The organism is Sphingomonas sp. SORGH_AS_0950 (assembly GCF_030818415.1).
GTDB lineage: Bacteria > Pseudomonadota > Alphaproteobacteria > Sphingomonadales > Sphingomonadaceae > Sphingomonas.
The window spans coordinates 1,037,120-1,059,554 of record NZ_JAUTAE010000001.1; the positions used below are offsets into that span (position 1 = coordinate 1,037,120).

The 22,435-nt window shown below is 68.8% G+C and carries 20 protein-coding genes and 2 tRNA genes; 7 read left to right on the forward strand and 15 right to left on the reverse strand.

The window, feature by feature from the left end; genetic code table 11:
• Positions 1-61: 61 nt before the first annotated feature.
• Complete coding sequence (mgrA, locus tag QE385_RS04275) at positions 62-1,138, forward strand: L-glyceraldehyde 3-phosphate reductase (protein ID WP_307099417.1); 1,077 nt, start codon at positions 62-64, stop codon at positions 1,136-1,138.
• Between the two features lie 57 nt (positions 1,139-1,195).
• On the opposite strand, the gene QE385_RS04280 is transcribed toward mgrA, so the two are convergent.
• Positions 1,196-2,053: a hypothetical protein gene (locus tag QE385_RS04280; protein WP_307099419.1), complete on the reverse strand. Its 858-nt coding sequence runs from the start codon at positions 2,051-2,053 to the stop codon at positions 1,196-1,198.
• A 69-nt stretch (positions 2,054-2,122) separates the two neighbouring features.
• Positions 2,123-3,385: a S8 family serine peptidase gene (locus QE385_RS04285; RefSeq protein ID WP_307104542.1), complete on the reverse strand. Its 1,263-nt coding sequence runs from the start codon at positions 3,383-3,385 to the stop codon at positions 2,123-2,125.
• A gap of 105 nt (positions 3,386-3,490) precedes the next feature.
• On the opposite strand from QE385_RS04285, the gene QE385_RS04290 reads away from it, so the two are divergent.
• From QE385_RS04290 to QE385_RS04300, 3 genes are all read left to right on the forward strand, one after another.
• Positions 3,491-3,976: a sigma-70 family RNA polymerase sigma factor gene (locus QE385_RS04290; protein WP_307099421.1), complete on the forward strand. Its 486-nt coding sequence runs from the start codon at positions 3,491-3,493 to the stop codon at positions 3,974-3,976.
• A complete protein-coding gene (locus QE385_RS04295) occupies positions 3,973-4,671 on the forward strand; it encodes an anti-sigma factor (protein ID WP_307099423.1) in 699 nt (232 codons plus the stop codon). Before QE385_RS04290 ends, QE385_RS04295 begins: the two co-directional genes overlap by 4 nt.
• A gap of 92 nt (positions 4,672-4,763) precedes the next feature.
• Positions 4,764-5,780: an LLM class flavin-dependent oxidoreductase gene (locus QE385_RS04300; protein WP_307099425.1), complete on the forward strand. Its 1,017-nt coding sequence runs from the start codon at positions 4,764-4,766 to the stop codon at positions 5,778-5,780.
• Between the two features lie 95 nt (positions 5,781-5,875).
• Here QE385_RS04300 and QE385_RS04305 read toward each other — a convergent pair.
• Positions 5,876-5,952 (reverse strand) — tRNA-Arg (locus QE385_RS04305).
• 34 nt (positions 5,953-5,986) lie between these two features.
• A tRNA-Arg gene (locus QE385_RS04310) sits at positions 5,987-6,063 on the reverse strand.
• Positions 6,064-6,204: 141 nt separating this feature from the next.
• Between QE385_RS04310 and QE385_RS04315 the strand changes: the two genes are divergently transcribed.
• Positions 6,205-6,732, forward strand: coding sequence for a hypothetical protein (locus QE385_RS04315; RefSeq protein WP_307099428.1), 528 nt, complete (start codon positions 6,205-6,207; stop codon positions 6,730-6,732).
• 7 nt (positions 6,733-6,739) lie between these two features.
• Here the strand turns inward: QE385_RS04315 and QE385_RS04320 are convergent, their stop codons facing one another.
• Complete coding sequence (locus QE385_RS04320; protein ID WP_307099430.1) at positions 6,740-8,932, reverse strand: hypothetical protein; 2,193 nt, start codon at positions 8,930-8,932, stop codon at positions 6,740-6,742.
• Between the two features lie 32 nt (positions 8,933-8,964).
• On the reverse strand, positions 8,965-9,957 hold the full coding sequence (gene hemB, locus QE385_RS04325; protein WP_307099433.1) for a porphobilinogen synthase: 993 nt from the start codon (positions 9,955-9,957) through the stop codon (positions 8,965-8,967).
• Between the two features lie 103 nt (positions 9,958-10,060).
• Between hemB and QE385_RS04330 the strand changes: the two genes are divergently transcribed.
• A complete protein-coding gene (locus QE385_RS04330) occupies positions 10,061-10,915 on the forward strand; it encodes a diacylglycerol kinase family protein (RefSeq protein WP_307104544.1) in 855 nt (284 codons plus the stop codon).
• Positions 10,916-10,918: 3 nt separating this feature from the next.
• Here QE385_RS04330 and QE385_RS04335 read toward each other — a convergent pair whose 3' ends face one another.
• The 6 genes from QE385_RS04335 to QE385_RS04360 are packed head-to-tail and all read right to left on the reverse strand — an operon-like array spanning position 10,919 to position 18,180.
• Entirely contained in the window at positions 10,919-12,367 is a 1,449-nt protein-coding gene (locus QE385_RS04335) for an MATE family efflux transporter (protein ID WP_307099435.1), read from the reverse strand.
• Positions 12,364-13,221 carry a hypothetical protein gene (locus QE385_RS04340; protein WP_307099437.1) on the reverse strand — a complete coding sequence of 286 codons (858 nt, stop codon included), beginning with the start codon at positions 13,219-13,221 and terminating at the stop codon, positions 12,364-12,366. Before QE385_RS04340 ends, QE385_RS04335 begins: the two co-directional genes overlap by 4 nt.
• A gap of 49 nt (positions 13,222-13,270) precedes the next feature.
• Positions 13,271-15,919, reverse strand: a complete 2,649-nt coding sequence (gene alaS / locus QE385_RS04345) for an alanine--tRNA ligase (RefSeq protein ID WP_307099439.1) — start codon at positions 15,917-15,919, stop codon at positions 13,271-13,273.
• Positions 15,920-15,965: 46 nt separating this feature from the next.
• A complete protein-coding gene (locus tag QE385_RS04350; RefSeq protein WP_307099441.1) occupies positions 15,966-16,262 on the reverse strand; it encodes a hypothetical protein in 297 nt (98 codons plus the stop codon).
• Positions 16,262-16,939, reverse strand: coding sequence for a phytanoyl-CoA dioxygenase family protein (locus tag QE385_RS04355; RefSeq protein ID WP_307099443.1), 678 nt, complete (start codon positions 16,937-16,939; stop codon positions 16,262-16,264). The genes QE385_RS04350 and QE385_RS04355 overlap by 1 nt, the downstream gene beginning before the upstream one ends.
• Entirely contained in the window at positions 16,936-18,180 is a 1,245-nt protein-coding gene (locus QE385_RS04360) for a Xaa-Pro peptidase family protein (protein WP_307099445.1), read from the reverse strand. Before QE385_RS04360 ends, QE385_RS04355 begins: the two co-directional genes overlap by 4 nt.
• Positions 18,181-18,268: 88 nt before the next feature.
• Here QE385_RS04360 and QE385_RS04365 point away from each other — a divergent pair, with 88 nt between their 5' ends.
• Positions 18,269-19,600, forward strand: a complete 1,332-nt coding sequence (locus QE385_RS04365) for a dicarboxylate/amino acid:cation symporter (RefSeq protein WP_307099447.1) — start codon at positions 18,269-18,271, stop codon at positions 19,598-19,600.
• 61 nt (positions 19,601-19,661) lie between these two features.
• Here QE385_RS04365 and QE385_RS04370 read toward each other — a convergent pair whose 3' ends face one another.
• The 3 genes from QE385_RS04370 to recA all read right to left on the reverse strand — a co-directional run bounded on the left by QE385_RS04370 (position 19,662) and on the right by recA (position 22,357).
• On the reverse strand, positions 19,662-20,288 hold the full coding sequence (locus QE385_RS04370; RefSeq protein WP_307099449.1) for a glutathione S-transferase family protein: 627 nt from the start codon (positions 20,286-20,288) through the stop codon (positions 19,662-19,664).
• Positions 20,289-20,375: 87 nt separating this feature from the next.
• Positions 20,376-21,221, reverse strand: coding sequence for a bifunctional 2-polyprenyl-6-hydroxyphenol methylase/3-demethylubiquinol 3-O-methyltransferase UbiG (locus QE385_RS04375; RefSeq protein WP_307099451.1), 846 nt, complete (start codon positions 21,219-21,221; stop codon positions 20,376-20,378).
• A gap of 62 nt (positions 21,222-21,283) precedes the next feature.
• Complete coding sequence (recA, locus tag QE385_RS04380; RefSeq protein WP_307099453.1) at positions 21,284-22,357, reverse strand: recombinase RecA; 1,074 nt, start codon at positions 22,355-22,357, stop codon at positions 21,284-21,286.
• Between the last annotated feature and the right edge of the window lie 78 nt (positions 22,358-22,435).

Genomic DNA, 22,435 nt, shown 5'->3' on the forward strand with positions numbered 1-22,435 from the left:
GATTGGCGGCGCGCGCGCTGCCGCCTAATCCTGGCCGCCAAAGTCAAAGAGGATGATCCCGATGCCCTTCCCCGCCCCCTATGCCGCCGATCCGGCGCGCTATGACGGTCGCATGCCCTATCGCCGCTGCGGGCGAAGCGGGTTGAAGCTGCCCGCGATCAGCCTGGGACTATGGCAGAATTTCGGAGGCGCCGACGTGTTCGAGACCGGCCGAGCGATCCTGCGCCGCGCCTTCGACCGGGGGGTCACCCATTTCGACCTGGCGAACAATTACGGCCCGCCCTACGGATCGGCGGAGGAGAATTTCGGCCGCGTCCTGGCCAGCGATTTCGCCGCGCATCGCGACGAGCTGATCGTCTCGACCAAGGCGGGCTGGGACATGTGGCCCGGCCCCTATGGCGATATCGGCTCGTCCAAGAAATATCTCATCGCCAGCTGCGACCAAAGCCTGAAGCGGATGGGGCTGGATTATGTCGACATCTTCTATTCGCACCGGGTCGATCCCGACACCCCGCTGGAGGAAACGGTCGGCGCGCTCGTCCAGCTGCACCGGCAGGGCAAGGCGCTCTATATCGGCCTTTCCTCCTACGAACCCGGACTGACCCGGCGGGCGGCGGCGCTGCTGGCGGAGGAGAAGGTGCCGCTGTTCATCCATCAGCCCAGCTATTCGATCCTCAATCGCTGGATCGAGCGCGAGCTGCTGGCCACGCTGGAGGAACTGGGTACGGGCTGCATCGCCTTCTCGCCGCTGGCGCAGGGGATGCTGACCGCCAAATATCTGAACGGCGTGCCGCAGGATGCGCGGGCCAGCCGGGGCGGATCGCTGTCCGAGACATTGCTGACCGAGGACAATCTGTCCGCGATCCGGCGGCTGAACGCGATTGCGGAGGCGCGAGGCCAGACGCTGGCGCAAATGGCGATCGCCTGGGTCCTGCGCGATCCCCGGATCACCTCGGCGCTGATCGGGGCGCGCACCGTCGAGCAGTTGGACGACTCGCTCGATGCGGTGAAAAACCTCGACTTCTCGCCGGAAGAGCAAGGCGCGATCGACCGCGCGGCGGAGGATGGCGGCATCAACCTGTGGGCCGAATCCTCGGACATCGTCACCTTGCCCGCCGGACAAGGGGTGCCTGCCTAAAATACGATGATGCGCCCGGCCGTGGGACCGGGCGCATCGCTAGCGCAGGGCGGGCGCTTATTCGGCGGCGTTCTTCACCGCGCCCTTGCCCATGGCCGAGACCAGAACCTGTCCCGATCCCGAGAAATTGGCGGCGGGCAGATCGGCCACCCGGTTGCCGACCTTCACCAGAACCCGGTCGACCGCGCCCTGCGCATTGGTGCGGACCGACTGGACGGCGCCGATCGCACGCCCCTTGGCATCGGTCACCGCCATGCCGGGATTGACCGGGAAGCCGCCGCTGCGTGCTGCGCCGCTACCCGCCAGGGCGAGATTGCCCGACAACAGGCCATTGCCGCCCGAGGCCGAACCCGATCCGGCCGCGCTGCCGCCGATAGTGCCGAGGTTGGAGGCACGCTCGGTCAGGCCGGCGGCCGTGCCGCGCACCCGCTGTCCCAGCGCGCCCGCCGTGCTGCGCGCGCCGTCGGCGACCCGACCCACTGCATTCACCCCGCGCCCGGCGGCGTCGCGAACCGCGTCGGTGCCGACCAGCTGCGCATCGACCCCGCCGCCGACCGAGCCCGAGGCCGAGCCATTGCCGCCCCCCGAAGCGCCGCCGATCCGCGTGGCGTTATCGAGCGTCGATCCGCCCGAGGCATTGCCCGAGGCCGACACGCGGCCGCGACGGGTGTCGACGGCGCGATCGGCGCGGACCGAACCGCGCGTGCGGGTCGCGCCCTCGGTGGCGATCCGGCCCTGATCCAGCGTGCCGTTCAGCGTACCGCCCGCAGCCCCGCTTAGGGTGCCGGTCGCCCCGCCCAGCGCACCGCCCAGGCCGCCGCCAAGTCCTCCGCTGCCACCAAGCAGCTGTGCCGACACGGGGGCCGCGATCAGAGCCACGGCAAGCATCGCGGTGCTGGACAGAAGCGTCTTCATCGTCATTCTCCTTTTCTTCTGCGGAGACAACGGCGCGCCATCGGGGTTTAATCCCGGCGGCTGTCGAATTTATCGCGAAAATGTGCGGCAATCCCCGCAAACCATTCCACGGCCAAAGAATTTATCTTGTCCGCGCGGCCCCAGATCCTCCGCCGAGGCGTCGACGCGCGCCAGCGCCGCCGCGATGGCGCCGGGATCAAGGCGCGGATAGAGTGCCGCGATCCGCCCGGCGACCAGCGGGGCGGCGAAAGAGGTTCCGCGCACCTTGAACCGCCGTCCGCCCACGCCCGCCGCCAGCATATCGGCCCCCGGCGCGGCATAGTCGACATGGCTCGCCTGCCCCGCCTCGATCAGTCGCCGGTTGCGGCCATCGACGGCGGTGACCGCGATGACCCCCGGATAGGAGGCCGGATAGGCCGGGGGCGCGGCGGGGCCGTTGTTTCCGACCGCCGCGACGATCACCAGCCCGCGCGCCCGTGCCGCCGCGACCACCCGCGCCAGCAGCGGATTGGCGGGGCCGACCAGGCTGATCGTCGCGACCGACACCCCCTGTTGCACCATCCAGCCCAGCGCGCGGGCAATGGCGGTGGCGTTGCCGCCCGCCGGGTCGGTGCCATAGACATCGGCCGAGGCGATCCGCGCCCCCGGCAGCGACCCGGTGATGCCATGCCCGCCCGCGATCAGCGAGGCGACCGCCGTGCCATGATCATCGGCGCGCGGCGCTCCGGCCGCAAAACCCTGCGTCACCGCCGCGTCTTCCACCCCGCCATCGATCACGCCGACCAGCGTCCCCTGCCCGCCGCGCTGCGCCAGCGGCATCATCGCGAGGGCGCGGCCGGCACCGCTGGGCATGTGGAGCTGGTCCGCGCTGACCTCTCCCCCCAGCGCGCGGAGCTCGTCCAGCGCGGCCTTCAGCGTCCGCCCCGGCGGCAGCCGCAACCGCACGAAGCCGACGCCCAGCACATCCTCGCGCGCGATCACGCCATATCCCGACCGCGCCGCCGCGTTCAGCAGCGCCTCGCTGGGCGAATCGACCACCACCTCGCCCGCACGCGCCGGAAAGCCCTGCGGATCGAGCACGATCGCATCGGGGTGGTCGCGAACCAGCTGCGCGAAGGCCGTCCGCCGCGCTGCGTCCAGCCGTGCCACCGTCGCGCGCGACACGCGGCCGACTTCGGACAGGATCGTATCGGGGCCGGGAATGTCGGGCAGGCCGCCGCCGATCCCCGGCATGGCGGGCAGCGAGGGCAGGCCCGGCAGCAACTGTGCCGAGGCCGCCCCCCATGCCGTCATGCCCGCCACCAGCACCAGACCCATCATCACCGGCCGCATCGTCACGCTCCCATCGCCGAAACCGGCCCCATTGCCAAAATCGCCACTGACATGGATTAAACGACAATCCTCACCCGTTTCATCCTGACAAACAAGGAATCAGGCTTGGCTGCGTTCGAACAGGAGTTGTTGGCCCTGCTGCCGCGTCTGCGGCGGTTCGCGCGATCGCTCACCCATGACGCGGCCGATGCCGACGATCTGGCACAGGTCACGATCGAGAAGGCGTTGCTCGCCCGCTCGTCCTGGCAGCCGGGAACGCGATTGGACAGTTGGATGTACCGCATCATGCGCAACGCCTGGATCGACACCGCCCGCACCCGCCGCCGCGCGTCCGAGACCTTCATCGCGGAGGATGCCGGAATGGGCGTCGGCGCGCCGGGCGCGGCGGAGGCGCATGTCGCGCTGACCGAGGTGGAGGCGGCGATGCGCGCCCTGCCCGACGAACAGCGCGAGGCGGTGGCGCTCGTCCTGGTCGAAGGGCTGGCCTATAAGGAGGCGGCGGAGATACTCGATATTCCGATGGGCACCCTGACCTCGCGGCTGGTGCGCGGGCGACAGGCGCTGATGGCGCGGCTGGGAGAAGCGGCATGACGATCGAACCCGAAATGCTGATGGCCTATGCCGACGACGCGCTCGATCCGCTGACCGCCAAGCGCGTCGAGACCGCCATCGCCGCCGATCCCGCGCTGGGCGAGGAGGTGGCGCGGCACCGGCGGCTCCGCGCGACGCTGTCGGGTGCCTATGCCCCGGTCGCCGACGAGCCCGTGCCCGACCGGCTGGCCGCGCTGCTGCGGTCCAATGTCGTCGCCATGCCGACCCGCGCGCCCGCGCCGTCGCGCTGGGCCGGGGGCCCGTGGCGCTCGGTCGCGGCGATGGCGGCCTGTCTCGTCATCGGCGTCGTGCTGGGGCAGCGGGTGGACCAGGGGCCGGTCGCCGCGAATGCCGACGGACTCTATGCCGCCGGATCGCTGGCGAAGGCGCTCGACCGGCAGCCCAGCGGGACGGCGGGTGCGGTGCGGATCGCGGTCAGCTTCCGCAACCGGGACAATGGCTATTGCCGTGTCTTCCAGTCCGCCGCCGCCGACGGCATCGCCTGCCGCACCGATCGCGGCTGGGCGCTGGAGCGGACCATGCCGGGCAGCACGCCCGAGCGCGGCGGCGGCTATGCGCAGGCGGGCTCCTCCGATGCCGTGCTGATGGCGGCGGCGCAGGACATGATGGCCGACATGCCGCTCGATCGCGATGGCGAGCGGGCGGCGCTCGACCGGGGCTGGCGCACCCGATAGACCCGGTTACGCCGATCGGGAAAACCCAGCGTTTCCCGATCGGTGCCCCAGCCCCCCGTGCAAGGCGGCCATGCCCGCGCTATCTTGGGGGCATGAAGAAGATCGGATTCCTGTCGTTCGGCCATTGGTCGCCCTCGCCCCAGTCGGCCACCCGCTCGGCGCAGGACGTGCTGCTCCAGTCGATCGACCTGGCGGTCGCCGCCGAGGAACTGGGTGCGGACGGCGCCTATTTCCGCGTGCACCATTTCGCGCAGCAGCTGTCCTCGCCCTTCCCGCTCCTCGCGGCCGTCGGCGCGCGGACCTCGCGGATCGAGATCGGCACCGGCGTCATCGACATGCGCTACGAAAATCCCTTCTACATGGTCGAGGATGCGGGCGCGGCGGACCTGATCAGCAATGGCCGGTTGCAACTGGGCATCAGCCGGGGTTCGCCCGAACAGGTGATCGAGGGCTGGCGGCATTTCGGCTATGGCCCCGCCCAGGGCGAGAGCGATGCCGATCTCGGCCGTCGCCATGCCGAGGTCTTCCTGCACCTGCTGAAGGGTCAGGGTTTCGCAAAGCCCAATCCGCGCCCGATGTTCCCCAACCCGCCGGGCCTGTTGCGGCTGGAGCCGCATTCGCCGGGCCTGCGCGACCGGATCTGGTGGGGCTCGGCCTCCAACGCGACCGCGATCTGGGCGGCGCAGCGCGGCATGAACCTGCAAAGCTCGACCCTGAAGGCCGATGAGAGCGGCGAGCCCTTCCATGTCCAGCAGGCCAGGCAGATCCGCGCCTATCGCGAGGCCTGGGCGGCGGCGGGTCATGCCCGTCCCGCGCGCGTGTCGGTCTCGCGTTCGATTTTCGCGCTGACCACCGACCAGGACCGCGCCTATTTCGGGCGCGACGACAGCCAGGACCAGGTCGGCATCATCGACAATATGCGCGCCGTCTTCGGCCGATCCTATGCCGACGAGCCCGAACGGCTGATCGAACAGCTCCGCGCCGACGAAGCCATTGCCGAGGCGGACACGCTGCTGCTGACCGTGCCCAACCAGCTGGGCGTGGCGTATAACGCGCATGTGATCGAGAACATCCTGCGCCACATCGCGCCCGCGCTCGGCTGGCGCTGAGCCGCATCGGCGTCGGCGCGGCCCATGGCTGCGTCGGCGCTGGAGCGTGGCGACAGGCCCCCTGCGGGTGTCGGTAACGACGATGTGGGAAGAAATGGCGCGCCCGGAACGATTCGAACGTCCGACCCTCAGATTCGTAGTCTGATGCTCTATCCAGCTGAGCTACGGGCGCGCATAAGGCCGTGAAGACCTGTTATTTGATCCACTGGCGCGCCCGGAACGATTCGAACGTCCGACCCTCAGATTCGTAGTCTGATGCTCTATCCAGCTGAGCTACGGGCGCGCTGTGGAGGTGGGCTGATAGAAGCGGTTTCGGATCGTGGCAATATACAAAAAACACTTATCCACATTTTCTTGCAATCGGGTCCGCTTTGCCGTGCCGGGCATTTTCCACCGGACGCTTCCCCGGCTAGGATGGGCGACGATGACCCAGTTCCGCTTTCGCAAGACCGCCCGCCCCCTCCTCGCACTCGGCCTGATGTCCGCCGGTTTGCTGGGGGGATGTTCGCGCGACACCGGCGCCTATCCCTCGCTGGCGGTGCGGCCGGTCGAGAAGCGCGGCTTTGCCGAGCCCGAGGTGGAAACGCCCGAGGCCAGGCCCGACCCCGCGCTCGATGCGCAGATCGCACAGCTGGCCGGGCGGCTGGGCGGCATCCAGGACGAATTCGCCAAGGCCTATGACCAGGCGCGGGCCAGTGCCGCCAAGGCGCGCGGGCAGACGGTAGGCAGCGATGCCTGGCTGACCGCGCAGACCGACCTTGCCGCACTCGATGAAATCCGGGCGCGCACCTCGGGCCTGCTGACCGAGATTGACGACCGCGCGATCGCGCGCGCGGCGGCGCTGGAGGCGGACTATCCCGCGCTCACCGCGCTCAGGACGCGCGCGGTCGAGGCGAACACGCGGCAGGGTGAACAGATCAAGGCCCTGTCGGCCAGCCTGCCCGCGGGCTGAACGTCGCTCAGAAGTTGCGGACGAAGGGCAGGACCGTCGAATAATCGTCGGTCCAGGCGGCGAGCCCCCTGGGCGCGGCGACCCGGCGCCAGTCGCCGCCCTGTGCCGCCAGCCGGGCCAGCAGGTCCGAATCGCGCGACAGCGCCAGCCAGACCGATCCGGTCGCCTCCGCCTCTCGGTCCAAGTCGGTGGGCGCATAGGGCAGCTTGCGCACCGCCCATCCGCCGTCGCGCGCCGCCGCCGCGACCAGCGGCTCCAGATCGACGAAGCGGTTGGAGATATGGATCAGCAGCAGCCCCCGGCGCGACAGCACCCGCGCATAGGTCGCAAAGGCCTCGCGCGTCAGCAGATGCGCGGGCACCGCGTCGGACGAAAAGGCGTCGAGCGCCAGCAGGTCGAGGCTGTCCGGGGCCTCCGCCGCCAGCCGGATGCGCGCATCGCCGATGCGGATCACCGGATCGGGCTGGCACCGCCGCAGATAGGTGAACTGCCCGGTATCGCGCGCGATGCGGACGATGACCGGATCGATCTCGTAGAAGCGCCAATGCTGCCCCGGCCGGGCATAGCAGGCCAGCGTCCCCGTCCCCAATCCGACGACCCCGATCCGCGCACCCGGACCATAGAGCAAAGGCGCCGCCCGCATCGCGCGGCCCACCCCGGAATAGGGGGCGTAATAGGTGGTCGGCGTCCGCTCCCGCTCCGCCGAGCCGCGCAGCTGGATGCCATGCACGGTCGCACCGTGGTCCAGCTCGCGATAACCCGGCCCGTCGCGAACCGTATAGACGCCGAAATAGCTGCGCATCCGCGCGTCGCGCTCCATCGACAGGGACAGCGCGCGATAGCCGCCGAACAGCACCAGCGCCCCCGCCAGCAGCAGGACGAACCCCGTCCGCGCGCCGATCGTCAGGAAGCCCAGCGCCGCGATGACCAGGAACGCCAAGCCCTGCCGCTCCTCGCCGAACCAGGCCGGAGAGCCGACCAGCCGCAAGTCGAGCAGCACGCCCACCACAATCGCCAGCGCGACCAGCATGGTCCGGCGATGCCGCCGCCACAGGTCGCGCAGGGAGGCGGTCATGAACTGCTGCGGGATCAGCATCCCCGCCGCCAGGATCAGCAGCGGATATTCATAGGTCCAGTCGAACAGGACCGGCGCCACCAGCCCCGTGAACACGCCGCCCAGCGCCCCGCCGACCGCCATCCACAGATAGAAGCCCGTCAGCCTGTCGACCGCCGGCCGCGCGCGGTACAGCGCGGTGTGCAGCGCGACCGACACCATGAACAACAGCATCAGCGCGACGACGACGTTGAAATAGGGCCGCTGCGGATAGCCGCCCATGATGACCCCGCCGAACAGCAGCAGCGTGACCGGCGCGATCCGGGTCAGCATGTCCGCGCCTGCGCGCCGCGCGGCAAAGGCGATGATGAAGCTCAGCAGATAGAGCCCGAGCGGCAACACCCATAGCAGCGGCATCGCGACGATGTCGGTGGTGATATAGGTCGAGGTCGCCAGCACCAGCCCCGAGGGCACCGCCGCCAGCGCGGTCCACAGCGCGCGCCGCCGCCATCCGGGTGCGAGCGTCGGCGCGGGGATGCCCTCGGCCTTCTGCCCGGTCGCGGGCAGTCGTGCCGCACAGGCCAGCACCAGGCAGGCGAGCAGCCCATAGCCGATGCTCCACATCAGGCTCTGCCCCCGCAGCGCCATGGCGGGCTCGACCAGCAGCGGATAGGCGATCAGCCCTGCAAAGCTCCCCAGATTGGAGGCCGCGTAGAGCACATAAGGGTCACGCCCCGGCGCGGCGAGCGCAAACCAGCGCTGGATCAGCGGCGCCTGCGCGGATACGGCGAAGAAGAGCGGCCCGATCGACAGACCCAGCAGCCAGGGCACCCACAGGGTCGGCTCGGCATTGGCGGGCAGGTCGACCGCGATCAGCCCGATCGGCAGCCACAAGGCCGCCGCCGCCAGCACCCCGACATGCACCGCCGCCTGCACCCGTGGCCGCCATCGGCCCAGCGCATGGGTATAGGCATAGCCGCCGAGTAGCAGCGCCTGATAGACCAGCATCGCCGAGTTCCAGACGGCGGGCGCGCCGCCCAGCCGGGGCAGCGCCATGCGCGCGACCATCGGCTGGACCAGGAACAGCAGGAACGATCCCGTCAGGATCGTCGCCACGAACAGCGCGCGCACCAGTAGCGCGGGCAAGCGGCCGGACCGGGAAATGGCGATGATCCGGCTCAGCCGTTCAGCAGCCGGGCGGCATGGGCGGCATGATAGGTCAGCACGCCCGAACATCCGGCGCGCTTGAACGCCATCAGCGTCTCCAGCACCATCGCATCGCGGTCCGCCGCGCCCGCCGCCACCGCCGTCTCGATCATCGCATATTCGCCCGACACCTGATAGGCGAAGGTCGGCACGCGGAATTCGTCCTTCACGCGGCGGATGATGTCCAGATAGGGCAGGCCCGGCTTGACCATCACGCTGTCCGCGCCCTCGGCCAGATCGAGCGCGACCTCGCGCAGCGCCTCCTCGGCATTGGCGGAGTCCATCTGATAGGTGCGCTTGTCGCCCTTCAGCAGCCCGCGCGTGTTCACCGCGTCGCGGAACGGACCGTAAAAGGCGCTGGCATATTTGGCGGCATAGGCCATGATCTGGACGTTGACGAAGCCCTCCGCCTCCAGCGCCGCGCGGATCAGCCCGATGCGACCGTCCATCATGTCCGACGGCGCGATCACGTCCGAGCCCGCGCGCGCCTGGGTCAGTGCCTGCTGCACCAGCGCGTCGGCGGTGCGATCGTTGACGACATAGCCCGCCGCATCGACCAGCCCGTCATGGCCATGCGTCGTATAGGGATCGAGCGCGACGTCGGTCAGTACGCCGATGTCCGGCACCGCATCCTTGATCGCCGCGATCGCCCGGCACATCAGATTGTCGGGGTTCAACGCCTCGCGCCCGTCATCGGTGCGCAGGTGCGAGGGGGTGTTGGGAAACAGCGCCAGACAGGGAATGCCCAGGTCCGCCGCCTCGCGCGCGCGCGCCACGATGCCGTCCAGCGACCAGCGCGACACGCCGGGCAGGCTGGCGATCGGTTCCTCCACCCCCTGCCCCTCGGTCACGAACAGCGGCCAGATCAGATCGGCCGGGGTCAGCACCGTTTCGGCGTGAAGCCGCCGGCTCCACTGGGAAGCTCGGGTGCGGCGAAGGCGAAGCGCAGGGTATGATGCCGTCATGATTGTCCGCATTTGGGGGATCGGACCGCGCTTGCCAAGCGTTGCATGCAAGCGTTCCGGGGGCGAAAGGAAATCCGTCTTGAGAGAGATACGATCGGCGGCGATGGTGGTGAACGCCAAGTCGCGGCGCGGACAGGCGCTGTTCGAGCGGGCCTGCAAGGCCATGTCGGGCCTGCCCTATCCGGTCGATGCGCGCGCGGTCGAGGATCCGGAGGATCTGGAGCCGACCGTCCGCGAGCTGCTGGCGGCCAAGCCCGACCTGCTGATCCTGGGCGGCGGCGACGGCACGATCAGCGGGCTGGTCGACCTGATGGTCGGGCATGACGTGATGCTGGGCGTGCTGCCGCTGGGCACCGCGAACAGCTTCGCGCGCTCGCTGGACATCCCGCTCGATATTGAGGGGGCGGTGGAGGTGATCCGGACCGGCCGGCCCCGCCGGATCGACCTGGGCATGATCGACAACGACTATTACGCCAATTGCGCCGCGATGGGAATGAGCCCCAAGATCGCCGAGACGGTGCCGCACAAGCTCAAGAAGGTGGCGGGGCGGCTGGGCTATCTGGGCTGGGCGGCCTATCAGTTCCTGCGCTTCCGCCCCTTCACCCTGATCGTCGAGCAGAACGGAACGCGCGAAAGGCTGCGCGTGGTCGAGGTCCGCATCTCCAACGGGCCCTATCATGGCGGCACCGAGCTGGTGGAATCGGCGTCGGTCGATTCGGGCGAGATCGTCGTCCAGGCGGTGTGCGGCCATGTGAAGCGGCGCCTGATCGTCAACTGGGCGGCCAGCATCCTGCGCAGCGACTATCGCAAGGAGAAGGTGCGCGAGTTCCGGGGCCGCGCGATCCGGATCAACACCATCCCGCCGCTACCCATCTCGATCGATGGCGAGGTGCTGGCGCACACGCCCGTCACCGCCAGGATCGCGCCGGGGATCATCGAGGTGATGGCCCCCGCCTGATCGTCAGCCGACCGGCATCGCCCTGTTGGTCGGCTGCCCCTCCGCCAGCGCCTGTTCCTCGCATTCCTGCGGGGTGGTCGCCTGGGCCAGCCTGCCCTTGCGCCAGCCGCCATGCCGGTAATAGGCGATCGTCATCACCATCGAGGCGAGCGAACCCGCCGGGAAGCTCCACCAGATCGAATCCGCGCCCAGCATCGGCGCAAAGGCATTGGCCAGGCCGAAGCGGACCGGGAACATCGAAATGGCCAGGATGACCAGCGGCCCAACGACCGCCCCGTTGGCGCGCACGGTCGCGGCCAGCACCATCGAGACGCCGAACAGGATGAAGCTCCACCCGCCGATCAGGTTGATCCGCGCGGCGATGGCGATCGCGCCGGGCTCGCTGCCCAGGAACAGCCACAGGACGTGCCGGTCGAGCAGGGTGACCAACACCACCAGCGCCCCGGTCAGCAGCAGGTTCATGCGCAGGCCCGCCTGGGTGATCCGGCCCACCCGGTCCCATTGCCCCGCGCCGATATTCTGCGCCGCCATCGCGCTGACCGCCGCGCCCACCGCCATGGCGGGCATCTGGATATAGGTCCAGAGCTGGTTCGCCGCGCCATAGGCCGCCGTGGTCGCGGTGCCGTGCCGATTGACCAGCCCCATCATCGCCAGCGCCGAGGTGGAGACGACCAGCATCTGGAGCCCCATCGGAAAGCCCTTGACCAGGATCGTCTTCAGCAATGCGGGCGTGGGGATCAGATAGCGCCACTCCGCCCCGCGCAGCCGGATGACCAGGTCCTTGGCATAGAGATAGGCGACCAGCGCCAGCAGCGAGCCGCTATTGGCGATCAGCGTCGCGACCGCCGACCCCTCGATCCCCAGCGCCGGGGCGGGCCCCAGCCCCAGGATGAAGACCGGGTTCAGCACGACGTCGAGCACCGAGCCCAGCGCCATGAACTTGAGCGGGGTGATCGAATCCCCCACCCCGCGCAGCGCCATGGTCAGCAGCACGCTGATGAACCCCGGCGGCATCGCGACGAAGATCACCCGCAGATAGGCGAGCGCGAGCGGATAGACCTCCGCCGGGGTCGCCAGCGCGCGCAATATGGCGGGCGCCGCCCACCAGCCGATCCCGACCGTCAGGGTCGAGATGACCGCGAACAGCCCCAGCGCCGATCCCAGCACCCGGCGCACCGCATCGATATCGCGGCGGCCCATATTCTGGCCGATCAGGATGGTCGCCGCCATGCCGAAGCCGAAGGTCGCCGCGACCAGCAGGAACATGATGATATTGGCGTTGGTGGTCGCGGCCAGCGCGCGCTCGCCCAGAAACTGGCCGATCCAGATCGCATTGATCGACCCGTTGAGCGATTGCAGGATGCTCGATCCCAGCGTCGGCAGCGCGAACAGCAACAGGGTGTGGCCGATCGGCCCGGCGGTCAGGTCCCGGCGTCCGTTGGGCGCGGTCACGGTGTCTTGCCTCCGGCGTTGATTTCCTCGTCCACGAACCGCGCCATCGCCGCATATTGAAAGCCGGGCCTCTGATTGCCCTGGCCCGCATATAGCCCGCGCAGATAGCCCCAGTCGAACGGGGTCAGCCCTTCCGGCGCCGCCTGCTCGTCGAACAGGGTCAGGATCGTCGAGATCCCCTCGGTCCTGCGCGGCCGGACCACCGCCAGCGCGCGCATCGTGGCATAATCGGCGATCTGGTGGATCGTCTTGCCGTTCACCGCGTCCCGGTCGATCATCACCACCGCCGCCGCGATATGCGATTTGGTGGGCAGGGTGATCCGGCTGGCGCTGGGGATGTTGAGGGTCGGAATATTGTTGGCGCCCGGGATCAGCTGATCGCCGTCGCGGCTGGTGATCGCGGTCATGTGCCAGGCATGGACCGGGCCCTTGTCCTTCGCCATCGCCCGGACATCGGCGAAGGGCAGGTCACCGAAGATGCCGGGCCGGTGATCGATCAGCCATGCCACCTGCTGCGCGCCATTGTCGACGAACAGGATCAGGACATTGGGGCGGCATTTGTCGCCACCCAGCCGAATGCCCAGCCGCTCGGCATGGCCCAGCATGCGGTCGGCGACCGGCAGCGCGGCCTTGGCCGCCAGGCCGGAGCTGGCGATGCACAGGGGTTCGGTCAGCCGCGACAGCGGCGCGTCGCCATCGGGATAGCCCGAAATCGCGCCGAACCAGCGCAACGTCTCTCGCCGGGGCGGCAGCGGCCGGGCGGTCACCACGACCGGATCGGCGGGCGATGCGCCAGTCTGCGCCTCCAGCGGCAGGGCGATCGACGCCCCGCCCAGGGAAGCAAGCCATGCCAACGACGTAAGAACCGTTCCTCGCATCGACCTGCCCCCCCTTTGGCTAGTTTCAACCGGCCAGCGCGTCCCGTACCGCCTGAACCGCCTCGGCGCCCTTGGTGCCGTCCGGTCCGCCGCCCTGCGCCATGTCGGGACGGCCGCCGCCGCCCTGCCCGCCCAGCGCCGCCACCGCCTTGCGCAGCAGCTCGACCGCATTGTGCTTGCTCGTCAGGTCGTCGGTCACGCCGACTGCCACCGAGGCGCGGCCGTCATTGATCGCGACCATCACCGCGACGCCCGATCCGCCCAGCCGCTGCTTGGCATCGTCCACCGCGCCGCGCAGCCCCTTCGCCTCGAAGCCGTCGAGCACCTGGCCGATGAACGCGACATCACCGATCTGCTCGGGTCCGGCGGCAGCCCCTCCGGCCCCGCCGCCCATCGCCAGCGCCTTCTTGGCCTCGGCGAGTTCGCGCTCCAGGCGACGGCGATCCTCGACCAGCGCGGCAATGCGAGCGGGCACCTCGTCGGGCGTGGTCTTCAGCGTCGCGGCGGCGGCCTTCAGCATATCATCGCGGTGGCCGAGATAGGCGCGCGCGCCCTCGCCGGTCAGCGCCTCGACCCGGCGCACGCCGCTCGACACCGCGCCTTCGGACACGATCTTGAACACGCCGATCTCGCCCAGCGCACCGACATGCGTGCCGCCGCAGAGTTCGAGGCTGTAGGTGCCGTCGGCATCCTCGCCCATCGACACGACGCGCACCTCCTCGCCGTACTTCTCGCCGAACAGGGCCATCGCGCCCATTTCGATCGCCTCGTCGGGCGTCATCAGCCGGGTGACGACGGGGCCGTTGCCGCGCACCTGTTCGTTCACGCGTGCCTCGACCTCGGCAATGTCGTCGGCGGTCATGCCGACCGGCTGCGAGAAATCGAAGCGCAGGCGCTCGGGCGCGACCATCGAGCCCTTCTGCGCGACATGGGTGCCCAGCCGCTGGCGCAGCGCCTCGTGCAGCAAATGCGTCGCCGAGTGGTTGGCGCGGATCGCGGCGCGGCGGGTGGTGTCGATCGCCAGCTTCACGCTGTCGCCGACCTTGATCCCGCCTTCCTGGATTTCGGCATTGTGGACGAAGACGCGGCCGAGCTGTTTCGAGGTGTCGGTAACCACCGCCTTCAGCCCGGCATCGCTGGAGATGGTGCCGGTATCGCCGACCTGGCCGCCGCTCTCGCCATAGAAAGGCGTCTGGTTGACGATGATCGCGACGCTCTCGCCAGCGCCAGCGCTGTCGACCCGCGCGCCGTCCTTGACCAGCGCCAGCACTTCGCCCTCGCCGGTGTCGGAGGCGTAGCCGAGGAACTCGGTCGAGCCCGTCTCTTCGGCGATGTCGAACCACACATCGTCCGACGCCTTCGCGCCCGAGCCCTTCCAGGCGGCGCGCGCGGCGCGCTTCTGCTCGGCCATGGCGGCGTCGAAGCCCGCGCGGTCGACCGACAGATTCTGCGCACGCAGCGCGTCCTCGGTCAGGTCATAGGGGAAGCCATAGGTGTCATAGAGCTTGAACGCCGTCTCACCCGCCAGCGTCGCGCCGGGCGCCATGCCCGCGGTCGCTTCATCGAGCAGCTTGAGGCCCTTATCCAGCGTCTGACGGAAGCGGGTCTCCTCCTGACGGAGCGTCGCCTCGATCAGCGGCTGCGCGCGGACCAGCTCGGGATAGGCCGCGCCCATCTCCGACACCAGCGCCGGGACCAGCCGGTGCATCAAAGGCTCCTTGGCGCCCAGCAGATGCGCGTGCCGCATCGCGCGGCGCATGATCCGGCGGAGCACGTAACCACGCCCCTCATTGGCGGGCAGCACGCCGTCGGCGACCAGGAAACCGGCCGAGCGCAGATGGTCGGCGATCACGCGGTGCGACGCCTTCTGACCGTCCTCGGCCTTGGTATGGGTCAGTTCGCACGACGCGGCGATCAGCGCCTTGAACGTGTCGGTGTCGTAATTGTCGTGCACGCCCTGAAGCACGGCGGCGATCCGCTCCAGCCCCATGCCGGTGTCGATCGACTTCTTGGGCAGCTCGCCGACGATCTCATTGGCTTCCTGCTCGAACTGCATGAAGACCAGGTTCCAGATCTCGACGAATCGGTCGCCATCCTCTTCCGGGCTGCCGGGAGGGCCGCCATAGATATGGCCACCGTGATCGTAGAAGATTTCGGAGCACGGACCGCACGGCCCATTCTCGCCCATCGCCCAGAAATTGTCCTTGGTCGGGATGCGGATGATCTTGTGATCGGGGAGCCCCGCAATCTTCTTCCACAGGTCGAACGCCTCGTCATCGGTGTGATAGACGGTGGCGGTCAGCTTTTCGGCCGGAATGCCCCAGACCTTGGTCAGCAGGGTCCAGGCATGGGTGATCGCCTGTTCCTTGAAATAGTCGCCGAACGAGAAATTGCCCAGCATTTCAAAGAAGGTGTGATGCCGCGCGGTATAGCCGACATTGTCCAGATCGTTATGCTTGCCCCCGGCGCGCACGCATTTCTGCGAGCTGGTCGCGGTCGAATAGGGGCGCGATTCCAGGCCGGTGAACACGTTCTTGAACGGCACCATGCCCGCATTCACGAACATCAGCGTCGGGTCGTTCTGCGGCACGAGCGGTGCGGAAGGCACGATCTGGTGCCCTTCGCTTCCGAAATAGTCGAGAAAGCCGCGGCGGATGTCGTTGGTCGAGGTCATGCACGCGACTTAGGCGAGGTTTCGCGCGCGCTCAAGCGCCCGCGCGTCAGGGGCGTTCCATCGCATCGGCCCGGACCGCCGGACGACGCCACCACAGATACCAGATCAGAGCGAAACCCAGCATATCCCCGACCAGCCGCCCCGCCGGATGCCCCGCCATGTCCGCCGCATCCTCGAACCGCCCCAGCGTCAGGCCCAGGACGAACAGAAAGGCGGGCCATCGCGGATCGGCCACAGCGAACACTCGGCCGAGCAGCCAATGGGCAAAGGCGCAGAAAATGGCGGTGCCCAGAAGGCCGTTGGCGAACCCGACCAGCAATGCGACGATCACATCGGCGTTCATCATGCCCTCCCTTCGCCATCCGTGCTCCAGGACAGGCCGCCGGGCAAGCTCTCCGCCGACAGATCGATCTGCAGCACCCGTCGATGCCGCCCCGGTGCCGACCGCGCGGACGCGTGAAGGATCGGCGTACGGTACAGCCACACCGAGCCTGCCCCGGCCAGACAGGCATCGTCACCCAATCGGTCGACCACGCCGGATATGGCATCCTCCGCGATCAGGCCCAGCCGGTGGGACCCCGGCGCGACCAGCAGCGGCGCATTGTCCGCATCGACCGGATCGAGATGAAAGCGCACCGTCACCATCCGCTCCAACAGCGACATCGGCGGCGCGACATGGACCCGACCCTGCTTGACCGTCCACGGCCCGAAGCCCGGAACCTCTCGCCGCTCCACCACTTCGATCGTGCGATCCTGATGCCAGCCCAGCGCCCAGTTCCCGCCGTCCTGCTTGTCGAACAGGATCGCGCGAACCGGCCGCACGCCCTGGCCGATCACCGGCACCATGGCGGCACAGAGCCGCCGAGCACCCCCGAGACGCGCGATCCGCGCGGGATCGATCCGCTGTCCCGGGCGCCCCTCGGGCCAGTCACCGAAAAGCCGGGCCAGTTCGGCAAGCTCGCCCCGATCCAGTCGCGACGGCCAAAGGGCATAGCCGCGCGCGTCCAGTTCGGCGATCATCCGATCGGTGCATCGAGCGAGGTGGGCGGCGTCGAGAACCAGACCGGCCCGCTTTCCGTCATGTGGAAGCAATCCTCGATCCGGATGCCGAACTTGCCGGGCAGATACAGGCCGGGTTCGTTGGAAAAGCACATGCCGGGCGCCAGCGGCGTCGCCTCGCCATGCACCAGATTGACCGGCTCGTGCCCGTCCATGCCGATGCCGTGCCCCGTCCGGTGCGACAGGCCGGGCAGGCGATAGCCGGGGCCGAAGCCCTGCCCCTCGTAGAACCGCCGCACCGCATCGTCGATGCTGCCCGCCGGGGCGCCGATCCGCGCCGCCGCCCGCGCCACCTGCTGCCCCCTGGCGACCAGGTCCCAGACCTTGCGCTGCTCGGCGGTCGCCGCGCCATGGACCCAGCTTCGCGAGACATCGGACTGATAGCCCTGCACCGTGCAACCGCAGTCCATCAGCACGACCTGCCCCTGCGCCACCCCGTGCACCTGGCGGCTGCCATGCGGATAGGCGGAGGCTTCGCCGATCAACGCCATGCTGAACTCCGGACTGCCGCCCAGCTTGCGCGTCGCGGCGCTCATCAGCGCGCCGATCTCCGCGCCGGTCATCCCCGCCTCGACGCGCGGGTGGAGCCAGCGATAGGCCGCCATCGTCACATCGGTCGCGAGTTGCATCAGCGCGATCTCGGCGGGAGCCTTGATCATCCGGCACCCGCGCACGACCGGATTGGCCGAGACGAGCCGCGCCCCCGGCAACACCCGTCGCAGCCCGTCAAAGGCGAAGAAGCGCGCCGTTTCCTCGATCCCCACCGGACGGCCATCCAGCTTGCGGTCGTGCAGGAAGCCCGCAACGATGGCGAGCGGGTTCTGGTCCTCCTGCCACACCCGTATCTCGGCGGGCACCGCCAGCGTCTCGCGGACCGAGGGTTCCTCGAAGAACGGGGTGACGATGCACGGCTCGCCCTCGACCGGCAGGATCGCGGCGGTCAGCCGCTCGCTGCGCCACCATTGGACGCCGGTGAAATAGACCATGGACGATCCCGGCTCGATCAGGATCGCGCCGATGCCGTTCGCCTTCATCAGCGCCTGCGCGCGGGACAGCCGCCGGGCCCGCTCCTGCGCGCCGATCGGCACCGCGCCACCGGTCATGTCGGACAGCCCCGCCAGATCGGGTTCGGCCGCGCGCAAGAGGCCGGGGCGGACGAGGAGCGGCAGGGCGGCGGCGGCGAGCACGGCGCGGCGGGACATCGGGGTCTGCATGACCGCGACGATAGAATTCTTGACCTGAGCGCCGCAATGCCCTTGGCTCGCGCGCGTAATCTATATTGGGGTATGCATGGCCAAGCGGCTGACCTTGTACATCTTCATCGGGCTGGTTCTCGGGCTCGTCGTCGGACTGGCGCTCAACCTGTCGCTCGACGACGGCAGCGCCGCGGCGGCCGCCGAGTTGAAGACGATCGCCGGCTATTTCGCGATCGTCACCGGCCTGTTCCTGCGGCTGATCAAGATGATCATTGCACCACTCGTCTTCGCCACCCTGGTTTCCGGCATCGCGCAGATGGGTGATACCAAGGCATTGGGGCGGATCGGTTTTCGCTCGCTCGCCTGGTTCATCTCGGCCAGCCTGGTCTCGCTCAGCCTGGGCATGATCCTGGTCAACCTGCTGCATCCGGGCGTCGGCCTGAACCTGCCGCTGCCCGCCGTCACCGCCGATAGCGGGGTGGTGAAGACCGGGTTCGACCTCCAAAAATTCGTCACCCATCTGGTCCCCGCCTCGCTGGTCGAGGCGATGGCGACCAACGAGGTGTTGCAGATCGTCATCGGATCGCTGTTCCTGGGCGTGGCGATCACCGCGGTCGGCGAACGCGCCGCGCCGCTGGTCCGCGCGGTCGATGCGCTGGTCGCGGTCATGTTGCAGGTGACCGATTATGTCATGCGCCTGGCGCCGCTGGCCGTGTTCGGCGCGGTCGCGGGCACGCTGACCGAGCGGGGGCCGGGGGTCATCGGCAATCTCGCGGTGTTCATGGGCAGCTTCTATCTCGGGCTGCTGCTGCTCTGGGTGGTGCTGATCGCCGTCGCGACGCTGTTCATCGGTGGGCGCATCCGCGAGCTTCTGTCGCATATCCGCGCGCCGTTGATCCTGGCCTTTTCGACCGCCTCGTCCGAGGCCGCCTATCCGCGCATCCTGGAGGGGCTGGACCGGTTCGGCGTGCCGCCGCGCATCGCCAGCTTCGTGCTGCCGCTGGGCTATTCGTTCAACCTCGACGGGTCGATGATGTACATGACGTTCGCGTCGTTGTTCATCGCCCAGGCTTACGGCATCGACCTTTCGATCGGGCAGCAGATCACCATGCTGCTGGTCCTGATGGTCACGTCGAAGGGGATTGCGGGCGTGCCGCGCGCCTCGCTGGTGGTGATCGCGGCGACGATGCCGATGTTCCACATTCCCGAGGCGGGGCTGTTGCTGATCCTGGCGGTCGACCATTTCCTCGACATGGGCCGGTCGGCGACCAATGTGATCGGCAATGCGGTGGCCAGCGCGGTCATCGCGAAGTGGGAGGGGCCGCTCGACGCGCCCGAGCCGGTCGATGTCGAGTCGCTCCACGCGCCGTCGGGACATCCGGCCCAGCCCGCCCCCGACAGCTTCCGGCAGATCGGGGGGCATTGATCCCCCTCGCCCGCCATCCGGGGGCGGCCCTGCCCCCTATGGCCGAGCGGGATCGTCCCTCTCAGGCATAGGCATAGGGGCCACCCTTGGCGAGCGCGACCTGATAGGCGGGGCGGGCGTGGATGCGTTCCAGCCAGGCGATCGTCGCGGGGCGGCTTTCGTCCAGCCCCGCCCGCGACCGCGCCGCCTCGAGCGGGAAGCTCATGATGATGTCCGCTGCGGTGAACTGGTCGCCCGCGAACCAGGGCGAATGGGTCAGCTCGCTTTCGACATAGTCGAGATGCCGGTCGATCATCGGCATGAACCGCTTGATCGCCGCCTTGCCCAGCACGGGAATGCGGCTGAGAACGAGCAGGACGAACAGGGGCGGCATCAGCGAGCCCTCGGCATAATGCAGCCAGAAGCGCCAGCGTTGCACCGCGTCGCGGTGCGCGGGCGGGCCCAGGCGGCCATCGGCCTTGCCGACCAGATATTCGATGATCGCCCCCGTCTCGGCGATCACCATGCCGTCATCCTCGATCACCGGCGATTTGCCGAGCGGATGCACCGCACGCAGTTCGCGCGGGGCGAGCATCGTCTTGCGGTCGCGCCGATAGCGTTTCACCGCATAGGGCAGGTCGAGTTCCTCCAGCATCCACAGGATGCGTTGCGACCGCGAATTTTCGAGATGATGGACGATGATCGTCATGCCTGTTCCCCATGATGCGGGCGGGGTAACGCGCCAGACCGACCCCAAGGCCCAAAGGCTGCCGGAATGCGGCCATGGACCGATGGCTCAGGCCGCTCCCGCCCTTACCCGCCAGATCCAGGCGGAGGCCGGCAGGGCCACCTGATCGCCGGTCCGGTGATGGGACAGCCCCTCGCGCAACGCCGCCGCGATCCGCGCCCGCTCGTCCGGGGCGGCGGCCGCCATCGCGCGCGCCGCCGGGCCGATGCGGGACAGGAAATCGACCGCATCCTCGACCGGCGTCGCGCCCTGCCCGACGACATATTCGAAATCGACCCGCGCGGCGGCCTCCAGCGCCCATCCGGCCTGTTCCAGCCATGCCCCCACCCGATGCGAATCGGCAAAGGCGAAGGGCCCCGGTTCGTAACCGGCGACAGGCGCGGGCGAATGGCCGACCGCCTCGTCCGCCAGCGTCGCAAATCCGTTGCGCGCCCGCTCGTCGAAGCAGGAAAAGACCAGCGCCGCCCCCGGCGACGCGGCCGCCCGCAAGCTCGTGAACGCCGCGACGGGATCGGGAAAGAACATCACGCCGTGACGCGAGACGAAAAGGTCGAACGGCCCCTCCGACGCGGCGACCGACACCGCGTCGCCGCAGACGAAACGGAGCGCCCCGCCCCGGCCCTCCACGTCCGCCGCCCGCGTCCCTGCCAGGGCCAGCATTTCCGGCGACAGGTCGACCCCGACGACCTCCAGCTCGGGACGCGCCGCCCGGAGCGCCAGGCCGGTCGACCCGACGCCGCAGCCTATGTCCAGCGCCCGCCCCCGCCGGGGCGCGACGGCGGCGATGGCGGCGTCGAGATGCGCCGTCAGATGGGTGAAGCTGCGTTCGGTGCGACGCCATTGCTCGGCCCAGACATCGCCGACCCGGCCGCTCCAATCCAGTCCGCTGGTCATCGCCCCCCTATCGTCCCCCAAAGCAAAACGGCCCGCCGTCTCCGGCGGGCCGCTGGTCCCTCTTACAGATCGTCGTCCGCGTCGGGGCCGGTCATCATGTCCTCGGCCACCTGCTCGGTCCGCTGGCGGATCGCGCGTTCCAGGCGGTCGGCCATGTCGGGATTCTCGCGCAGGTAATTCTTGGCGTTCTCACGCCCCTGCCCGATACGGACCGAGTCGTAGGAGAACCAGCTGCCCGACTTCTCGACCAGCCCGGCCTTGACGCCCAGATCGAGGATCTCGCCGATCTTCGAGATGCCTTCGCCATACATGATGTCGAATTCGACCTGCTTGAACGGCGGGGCGACTTTGTTCTTCACCACCTTCACGCGGGTCGCGTTGCCGGTGATGTCCTCACGGTCCTTGATCTGGCCGGTGCGACGGATGTCGAGCCGGACCGAGGCATAGAATTTCAGTGCATTGCCGCCCGTCGTCGTCTCCGGGTTGCCGTACATCACGCCGATCTTCATGCGCAGCTGGTTGATGAAGATCACCATGCAGCGCGAACGGCTGATCGATCCGGTCAGCTTGCGCAGCGACTGCGACATCAGGCGGGCCTGAAGGCCGACATGGCTGTCGCCCATCTCGCCCTCGATCTCGGCGCGCGGGACGAGCGCGGCGACCGAGTCGACCACCAGCACGTCGATCGCGTTCGAGCGGACCAGCGTGTCGGTGATCTCCAGCGCCTGCTCGCCGGTATCCGGCTGCGACACGATCAGTTCGTCGATATTGACGCCCAGCTTCTTGGCATAGACCGGGTCGAGCGCGTGTTCGGCGTCGACGAAGGCGGCGGTGCCGCCCATCTTCTGCGCCTCGGCGATGACGTGCAGCGCCAGCGTAGTCTTGCCCGAAGATTCGGGGCCATAGACCTCGATCACGCGACCGCGCGGCAAGCCGCCCACGCCCAGCGCGATGTCGAGCCCCAGCGAGCCGGTCGAGATCGCCTCGACCTGCATCGTCTCCTTCTGCCCCAGCTTCATCGCCGAGCCCTTGCCGAACGCCCGGTCGATCTGAGCGAGCGCGGCGTCGAGCGCCTTTTGACGGTCTGCGTTTGCGGTTGCCATGCCTGTTTCGATCACTTTCAGATTGGCGGCCATCAGATGCTTCCTTCGCTAGACCAAGCGCGTGGTCCATTCAACGCATCTGCAATGTATGCACTTTGTTCCACAGGAACA